Annotated in this window: 7 protein-coding genes and 2 other annotated features; all 7 genes read left to right on the forward strand. The window is 50.5% G+C overall.

Translation table 11 applies throughout. The annotated features are described in order from the left end of the window. Window positions 1-3: 3 nt before the first annotated feature. Window positions 4-1,107: a butyrate kinase gene (buk, locus tag B4F99_RS01090; RefSeq protein WP_290754834.1), complete on the forward strand. Its 1,104-nt coding sequence runs from the start codon at window positions 4-6 to the stop codon at window positions 1,105-1,107. Next, on the forward strand, window positions 1,077-2,498 hold the full coding sequence (lpdA, locus tag B4F99_RS01095) for a dihydrolipoyl dehydrogenase (protein ID WP_214855098.1): 1,422 nt from the start codon (window positions 1,077-1,079) through the stop codon (window positions 2,496-2,498). Before buk ends, lpdA begins: the two co-directional genes overlap by 31 nt. 13 nt (window positions 2,499-2,511) lie before the next feature. After that, window positions 2,512-3,525, forward strand: a complete 1,014-nt coding sequence (locus tag B4F99_RS01100; RefSeq protein ID WP_056060235.1) for a thiamine pyrophosphate-dependent dehydrogenase E1 component subunit alpha — start codon at window positions 2,512-2,514, stop codon at window positions 3,523-3,525. After that, entirely contained in the window at window positions 3,522-4,505 is a 984-nt protein-coding gene (locus tag B4F99_RS01105; RefSeq protein WP_214855101.1) for an alpha-ketoacid dehydrogenase subunit beta, read from the forward strand. Before B4F99_RS01100 ends, B4F99_RS01105 begins: the two co-directional genes overlap by 4 nt. Before the next feature lie 14 nt (window positions 4,506-4,519). After that, entirely contained in the window at window positions 4,520-5,788 is a 1,269-nt protein-coding gene (locus B4F99_RS01110) for a dihydrolipoamide acetyltransferase family protein (protein WP_290754839.1), read from the forward strand. A 56-nt stretch (window positions 5,789-5,844) separates the two neighbouring features. After that, window positions 5,845-6,096, forward strand: a binding site (T-box leader). Between the two features lie 48 nt (window positions 6,097-6,144). Continuing rightward, window positions 6,145-6,394: a binding site (T-box leader), on the forward strand. 49 nt (window positions 6,395-6,443) lie between these two features. Beyond that, window positions 6,444-7,838: an anthranilate synthase component I gene (gene trpE / locus B4F99_RS01115; RefSeq protein WP_214855107.1), complete on the forward strand. Its 1,395-nt coding sequence runs from the start codon at window positions 6,444-6,446 to the stop codon at window positions 7,836-7,838. Then, window positions 7,835-8,383 (forward strand): anthranilate synthase component II (locus tag B4F99_RS01120; RefSeq protein ID WP_290754842.1); only part of this gene is annotated, 549 nt, incomplete at its 3' end. The genes trpE and B4F99_RS01120, both read left to right, overlap by 4 nt.

Genomic DNA, 8,383 nt, shown 5'->3' on the forward strand with positions numbered 1-8,383 from the left:
TCCATGAGCGAACGTATTTTGACGATCAATCCCGGTTCGACGTCGACGAAGATCGGTATCTTCGAAGGATCAAACCCGGTGTTCACGAAGACGTTACGCCATCCAGCTGAAGCGGTCAGAGGACCGCTTCCAGCGCAGCTGGAGATGCGTCGTCATGTAGTACTCGAAGTGTTAGCTGAAGAACAGATTGATTTGAAAGCGCTTACTACAGTCGTGGGTCGTGGTGGGTTACTCCGACCGCTTGTCAGCGGTACGTATGCGGTCAACAGAGAAATGCGAGAAGACTTACTCAGCGGTATTTTTGGCGTTCATGCATCGAACCTCGGTGGACTCCTTGCGGATGAGATTGCTCGGACACTCGACATCCCATCATTTATCGTTGATCCGGTTGTCGTTGACGAACTAGAACCGATTGCGCGTATTACAGGCTTACCTGAACTTGAACGAAAAAGTATTTTCCATGCCTTGAATCAGAAAGCTGTTGCGAAACGGTACGCGAAGGAAATCGGACGTCCATACGAGGAACTGCGCCTGATCATTGCACACATGGGTGGCGGCATTACAGTCGGCGTACACCATGAGGGGCGTGTTATCGATGTCAACAATGGACTCGATGGAGAAGGACCGTTTTCGCCAGAACGAAGCGGGTCGCTACCTGTTGGTCAACTAGTAGAACTATGTTATAGTACCAAGTATAAACTTAAAGAGATGAAGCGTCTGGTCGTTGGATCAGGCGGACTTGTTGCGCACTTAGGTACGTTTGACGCGGTTGAGATCGAGCGCCGGATTGAAGAAGGCGATGAAAAAGCGGCATTGTTATATGACGCGATGGCATACCGGATCGCGAAAGAAATCGCAGGTCAAAGTGCTGTCTTGTTCGGTCAGATCGACGCGATCATTCTAACAGGCGGACTTGCTTATAGTGATCGGTTGACGCGTGTGATCGAAGAACGCGTCGCCCACCTTGGTCAAGTCGTGCGTAGTCCTGGTGAAGATGAGTTGCAGGCGCTCGCAGAAGGAGTGTTGCGTGTATTACGTGGGGAAGAGGAAGTTAAGGAATATGGAGGCGAACCAACATGGCTAGAGAATTCGACGTCGTTGTCCTAGGTGGAGGACCCGGTGGATATGTCGCCGCGATCCGTGCAGCACAAGCCGGGAAGTCGGTAGCAATCGTAGAACAAGGAAAATTAGGCGGGACATGCTTACATCGTGGCTGCATCCCCTCTAAAGCCTTTTTGAAATCAGCAGCAGTCTATCAGACGGTCAAACACGCTACTACATATGGCGTGGACGTACCGGAATCGTTTTTACGATTCGAACAGGTCAAACAACGTAAACAAGAGATCGTAGATGGATTAGAGGCAGGCATTCAGCACCTGATGAAAAAAGGAAAGATTGAAGTCTTTCATGGTCGGGGTTCGATTCTTGGACCAAGTATCTTTTCACCGATGCCCGGAACAATCAGTGTCGAGCCGGAAGAAGGCGAAGGCGAGTTGATTCTTCCACGCCAATTGATCGTCGCTACAGGATCACGTCCACGTCCACTGAACGGTCTTGCTTTTGATTCAGAGTATATCCTCAGTTCGGATGATGCGCTCGATATGGCAGATTTGCCAAAATCAATCGTCATCATCGGCGGCGGCGTCATCGGTGTCGAATGGGCATCGATGTTGACAGATTTTGACGTCGCAGTAACGGTCGTTGAATTCAGCGACCGGATTTTACCGACAGAAGATGCGGCAGTCAGTCGTGAAGTCGCCCGCCAATTAAAAAAGCGGGGCGTCAAGATTCATACGGGCGCAGCTGCACAAAGTGATACGTTCCGTATGTCAGAAGACGGCGTATCGATCGCGATCGACCGTAACGGAGAACAGACGACGCTTGAAGCGGATAAGTTGCTCGTCGCCATCGGTCGGATGGCGAATGTCGAAGGTATCGGAATCGAAAACACAAATATCGTCGTCGAAAATGGCTTCATCCAAGTGGATGACCATTTCCGGACGAAGGATCAACATATCTATGCAATCGGCGATGTCATCGGTCGCTTGCAACTCGCGCACGTCGCGTCAGCAGAAGGCGTCAAAGCAGTCGAGGCGATCGTAAACGGAACGACGACACCACTTGAATATGCGTTCGTACCACGTTGTATCTACAGCGTACCGGAAGCGGCATCGGTCGGTTTAACGGAAGACGAAGCGAAACGTGCCGGAATGGACGTTAAGGTCGGGAGCTTCTCGTTCAATGGGTTAGGAAAAGCGCGGATTGAAGGAGAAGCAGCAGGCTTCATCAAGCTTGTCTCGGATGCGAAGACAGATGATCTCGTCGGCGTTCACATCGTCGGACCAAAAGCAACGGAACTGATTAGTGAAGGTGGGTTAGCGCTCGTACTCAATGCAACGGCATGGGAAGTCGGACAGCTCGTGCATCCGCACCCGGCCTTATCAGAAGCATTTGGAGAAGCAGCACTTGCAGTCGACGGACTTGCGGTTCACGCCTAAGGAGGAATTACGGATGGAAAAGATAGAATTCAAAGAATTGGTAGAACTCGGATTAACGGAACAAGACGCGATTCACATGTTCGAAACGATGGTCCGTGCGCGGAAAATCGATGAACGGATGTGGAAGTTGAACCGAGCAGGTAAAATTCCCTTCCTCGTCTCGTGTCAAGGACAAGAAGCGGCTCAAGTCGGTGCAGCGTTCGCACTCGAAAAAGGAACAGATTACATTTTGCCGTATTACCGTGATTTAGGTGTCGTCTTGCACTTCGGTCAAACGTCACGCGATATCATGCTATCGGCATTCGCCAAAGCAGAAGATCCGAACTCAGGTGGTCGCCAAATGCCAGGACACTACGGTTCACGTGCCTTGAACATCGTGACAGGTTCAAGTCCGGTTACGACGCAAGTACCACATGCTGTTGGGATTGCACTGGCTGCGAAGATGCGTAAGGAGCCACTCGTTGCTTACGTCTCGTTCGGTGAAGGTTCTTCAAACCAAGGTGATTTCCATGAAGGAGCAAACTTTGCCGGAATTCATAAGCTTCCTGTCATCTTGTTCTGTGAAAACAATAAATACGCGATTTCGACACCACTTTCGAAACAGCTGTCAGCTAAACACGTTGCTGACCGGGCGATTGGCTATGGTATGCCAGGATATACAGTGGACGGTATTGATCCACTTGCTGTCTTCAAAGTCGTCAAAGAAGCACGCGAACGTGGATTACGGGGAGAAGGTCCAACCTTAATCGAAGTTGAAGTCGAACGTCTCGTGCCACACTCATCCGATGATGACGATAAATCATACCGTTCTGCTGAAGAACTCGATGCCTTAAAAGCACGTGACGGAATCAAACTCTTCCGTGCGCGTCTGATTGAAATGGGTGTCTTGACGGAAGAAACAGCGACTGAAATCGAACAAGCGATGGAGAAAGAAGTCGATGAAGCAACGGCGTATGCTGAAGCAGCGGCTTACGATGCACCAGAAAATGCATTACGTTACGTGTACGACGAGGAGGAAACGAAATGACGACGTTAAGTTTAATCGAAGCGATCAATAGTGCAATCAAAGAAGAGATGGAGCGCGACGAGTCCGTCTTCATCCTCGGCGAAGATGTCGGTGTCCGTGGTGGTGTTTTCCGGGCGACACAAGGGTTGCTTGAACAATTCGGAGAAGAACGTGTCATCGATGCACCACTCGCTGAGAGTGCGATTGCTGGTGTCGGAATCGGAGCTGCGATGTACGGTATGCGTCCAATTGCTGAAATGCAATTCGCTGATTTCATCATGCCAGCGGTCAACCAAATCGTCAGTGAAGCAGCAAAGATTCGATACCGTTCGAACAATGACTGGACGTGTCCGATCGTCATCCGCGCACCGTTCGGTGGTGGTATTCACGGGGCGCTCTATCATTCCCAATCGGTCGAGGCGATGTTCAACTCGACGCCAGGTCTGAAGATCGTCATCCCGTCTAATCCATACGATGCGAAAGGATTGCTAAAGGCAGCCATTCGTTCGAATGACCCGGTCTTGTTCTTCGAGCATAAACGGGGCTATCGTCTATTGAAGGGAGATGTCCCTGAAGGCGATTATACGGTTGAAATCGGTAAAGCAGACGTCAAGCGTGAGGGCGAAGACGTGACGATTATTACCTACGGACTGTGTGTCCATATGGCACTCGAGGCGGCAACACGTCTTGAAAAAGACGGAATCGATGTTCACATCCTTGACTTGCGGACTGTTTATCCAATCGACCGCGAAGCAGTCGTCGAAGCAGCGAAAAAGACGGGGAAAGTCTTGCTCGTCACGGAAGATAATAAAGAAGGTAGCGTCATGAGTGAAGTATCGGCGATCATTGCAGAAGTAGCCTTGTTCGATCTTGATGCACCAATCGAACGACTCTGTGGTCCAGACGTACCAGCGATGCCATACGCTCCGACGATGGAGAAGTTCTTCAACATCTCAAGTGAGAAAATTGAAGATAAAATCCGGACGTTACACGCATACTAAGGGGGAACTGACCGATGAAGACTGAAACACTTACGATGCCACAACTCGGGGAAAGCGTTACTGAAGGAACGATTTCGATGTGGCTGGTCAAACCAGGTGACACTGTCAAAAAATATGATCCGATTGCAGAAGTCATTACTGATAAAGTAACGGCAGAAGTCCCATCTTCGTTTGATGGTGTGATCGAAAAACTTCTTGCAGAAGAAGGCGATACGTTGCAAGTCGGTGACGCAATCGTCACGATGCAAGTCAACGGGGGATCAACGGAAGTCGCTGCGACTGAACAAGAAGTACCGGCTGTCGAAGAGACAACGACGGCTGATACTTCGATGAAAAAGCGCTATTCACCAGCAGTCTTGAAACTATCGGGTGAGCATGGCATCGATCTCGAACAAGTGACGGGTACAGGAGCCGGCGGGCGGATTACTCGGAAAGATTTGTTGAAACTGATTGAGTCCGGCGCTGTTCCTACACCACAAACAACTGAACCAAAACCGGAAGCGAAAATGGCTCCGGTAGCGCCTCCAACAGAAGCGCCATCCGCACCAAAACGTCCGGTCAGCGCACCACAAGCGACTGAAACAGGCGACATCGAGATTCCAACTGCCGGCGTACGTCAAGCAATCGCTTCGAACATGGTTCGCGCGAAACACGAAGCGCCACACGCCTGGTTGATGATTGAAGTCGATGTCACGAACTTGGTCGAAGCACGTAATCGTCATAAAGATGCGTTCTTCAAACAAGAAGGGGTCAAATTGACGTTCTTGCCGTTCTTCATGAAGGCGACGGTCGAAGGATTGAAGAAACATCCGATCATGAACTCGACATGGGCGGGAGATAAGATCATTCAAAAGAAAGCGATCAATCTATCACTTGCTGTCGCGACACAGGACGCTCTGTTCGTACCAGTTGTCAAGAATGCGGATGAACTAAGCATCAAAGGGATCGCACGCGCGATTGATGACTTCGGGAAACGGGCACAAGCCGGCACGTTGTCGTCTGCAGAGATGCAGGGCGGGACGTTTACGGTCAACAATACGGGCTCATTCGGTTCAATCCAATCAGCACCGATCCTTAACTTCCCGCAGGCGGCGATTCTATCCGTTGAATCAATCGTCAAACGTCCAGTTTGGGTGAACGGCATGTTCGCAGCACGCGACATGGTCAACCTCTGTATGTCGATCGATCACCGGGTGCTCGACGGACTCGTCGCCGGACAGTTCCTACAAACTGTCAAACAAGCGCTCGAATCCATCGATCCAAACCAACTTTCCTTATACTGAGATTTTCCAGTTGACAGGGAAGTAGAAGCATCGTAATATAAGAAACAATTCAACACACGATAGCAAAGACGAAGAGAAGTAACTTGTGAAACGATTCAAGAGAGCTGATGGGTGGTGCGAATCAGTATCGGGCAACAAGCGAATGGTCTTCTGAGCTTCAGACCGAATCCCTTCAATGGGTAGTAGGCTCTGACGGGTTCCTCCCGTTATCGGGGTCGACGAATCAGGACAACGGTCCGGTTCGTTTCAAAGGGGACGGTGTCAGCATCGTCAACGAAGGTGGTACCGCGGGTCTTCCCGTCCTTCATGTTCTACATGAATGGGCGAGAAGACCCTTTTCGTATACAATCGAATCGAATAAATCGTAGAGTGAGTTAAGTAGCGAGACAACATCGGCGTTTCAGAGAGCGGAAGAATGGTGCGACTTCCGTACGGCGAGGTTTCGTGAATGGTCTCATGAGAGCGTGGCTGAACGAAGAAGTATGTCACGACGGATGCCCCCGTTATCGTAGGCTATGATGTCTCTTATTTAGACGCATCAGACAGAGTGGGAACGGTCGAACCGTTCCAATCGAGAGGTGGCACCGCGAGATCATCGTCCTCCATACAGCATAGCTGTGTGGGGGACTTTTTTTATTCTAGGAGGCGAACAGGGATGGTTCAGACAGACACACTTATCATCGAACAACTTGAACTAAACGGCGACGAGATGACGCCAATCATGATTTTCCAACAACTGAGTGGAACACAGAAATGCTTGCTTGAAAGTTCAGCGCATACGGATCATGGACGGTATTCGATCATCGGTGTCGATCCGGTGGAAATGATCCGCGCAGAAGGACGAACCGTGACACGGGAACAGTTGAAGACAGGTCGATTGACACAAGAAACAGGTGATCCAGTACGGCTGATGCAACAAATGATCCTCCGGGAGGGCGTCGAAGAAGATCTTCCGTTTTTAGCAGGCGGGATCGGATATGTCGGATACGATATGATGCGGGCGTATGAGACACTCGGAGCGATTCCGAGACGAACGCGCCAATTACCGGACGCGCTGCTCGCCGTCTACGACCAAATCATCCTGTTCGATCATCTCGAACATCGTGTTCATTTGATTCAAACGTCACTTGGCGGCATCACTGATCGTGACGTCCTTCGTCAACGTTTAGCAGAACGAAAAGCGCAACTCGAGCAACCGCGAGAACGAACGGATATCGAGCGACCACTCCAGGATGTCATCTATGAACCATTGATGGATCAAGAGATGTTTGAAGGGCTAGTTGAGCAAGCGAAGACACATATTCGCCAAGGAGACGTCTTCCAACTGGTTCTCTCGCAACGCCTCGATGCGACGTTTACGGGTGACCCATTCCAGTTTTACCGGAAGCTCCGCAAGGATAATCCGAGTCCCTATCTCTTTTATATCGACTTAGGCGAAGCAATCATACTTGGGGCCTCCCCGGAAAGTTTGGTCCAAGTCAAAGGGGATCGAGTGACGACGAATCCGATTGCCGGCACACGTCGCCGGGGAAAGACGACAGAGGAAGATGAACGGCTAGCAGAAGAGTTGCTTCACGATGAAAAGGAACGGGCAGAGCACCGGATGCTCGTCGATCTTGGACGCAACGACTTAGGACGGATTTGTCAGATTGGTACCGTCGAAGTGACACGCTTCATGCAAATCGAACGATTCAAGAACGTCATGCACCTCGTCTCCGTCGTTGAAGGGACGTTAGCAGACGGGAAGACTGGAGCAGACGCACTTGTCTCTTGTCTACCGGCTGGGACGGTCACAGGAGCTCCGAAAATTCGAGCGATGCAGTTGATTGACCAGTACGAACAGGTCAAACGAGAAGTATACGCTGGAGCTGTTGGCTATTTCGACATTCGGGGGAATATGGATTTTGCTCTCGCTATCCGGACGATGGTGATCAAGGATGGTGTCGCTTCTGTTCAAGCAGGGGCTGGTATCGTCTACGACTCGATTCCACGACTTGAGTACCAGGAGACGTTACACAAAGCGAAATCACTACTGGAGGTTTGGAAATGATCGTCCTAATTGATAATTATGATTCCTTTACCTATAACCTATACCAATACGCATCCGTTTATACGGACGTTCACGTCATTCGAAACGATGCGGTCAGCATCGAAGAACTACGCGAGATGAAACCGGACGGTATCATCCTCTCACCCGGTCCTGGCCGTCCGGCTGATGCTGGCATCTGCATCGATCTGATTCGTCAATTCTCGGGGCAAGTACCGATTCTCGGTGTCTGTCTCGGACATCAGGCAATCGGCGAAGCATTCGGGGGACGCGTCGTCGAAGCACCAGTCATCATGCACGGGAAGACATCGATGATTCGACAATCGGGACAACTCTTCGACGACATGACGGAAACGTTAGAGGTCATGCGCTATCATTCGCTGATCGTCGCTCGAAACGACTTACCGACGAAGCTCGTCATCACAGCAGAAACGGATGACCGGACGATCATGGCGCTCGAGCACAAGACACATCCGACATTCGGAATCCAGTTCCATCCTGAATCCGTCGGAACACCACAAGGACAGCAGATGATTAAACGATTCATT

Origin of the sequence: Exiguobacterium sp. UBA3491, assembly GCF_002377745.1 — a bacterium.
In the GTDB taxonomy this organism is placed as follows: domain Bacteria; phylum Bacillota; class Bacilli; order Exiguobacteriales; family Exiguobacteriaceae; genus Exiguobacterium_A.

Bases quoted from the DNA above. Each gene is read 5' to 3' on its own strand.
- lpdA (WP_214855098.1), top strand. From the start codon at position 1,077: ATGGCTAGAGAATTCGACGTCGTTGTCCTAGGTGGAGGACCCGGTGGA.
- B4F99_RS01110 (WP_290754839.1), top strand. From the start codon at position 4,520: ATGAAGACTGAAACACTTACGATGCCACAACTCGGGGAAAGCGTTACT.
- B4F99_RS01100 (WP_056060235.1), top strand. From the start codon at position 2,512: ATGGAAAAGATAGAATTCAAAGAATTGGTAGAACTCGGATTAACGGAA.
- buk (WP_290754834.1), top strand. From the start codon at position 4: ATGAGCGAACGTATTTTGACGATCAATCCCGGTTCGACGTCGACGAAG.
- B4F99_RS01105 (WP_214855101.1), top strand. From the start codon at position 3,522: ATGACGACGTTAAGTTTAATCGAAGCGATCAATAGTGCAATCAAAGAA.
- trpE (WP_214855107.1), top strand. From the start codon at position 6,444: ATGGTTCAGACAGACACACTTATCATCGAACAACTTGAACTAAACGGC.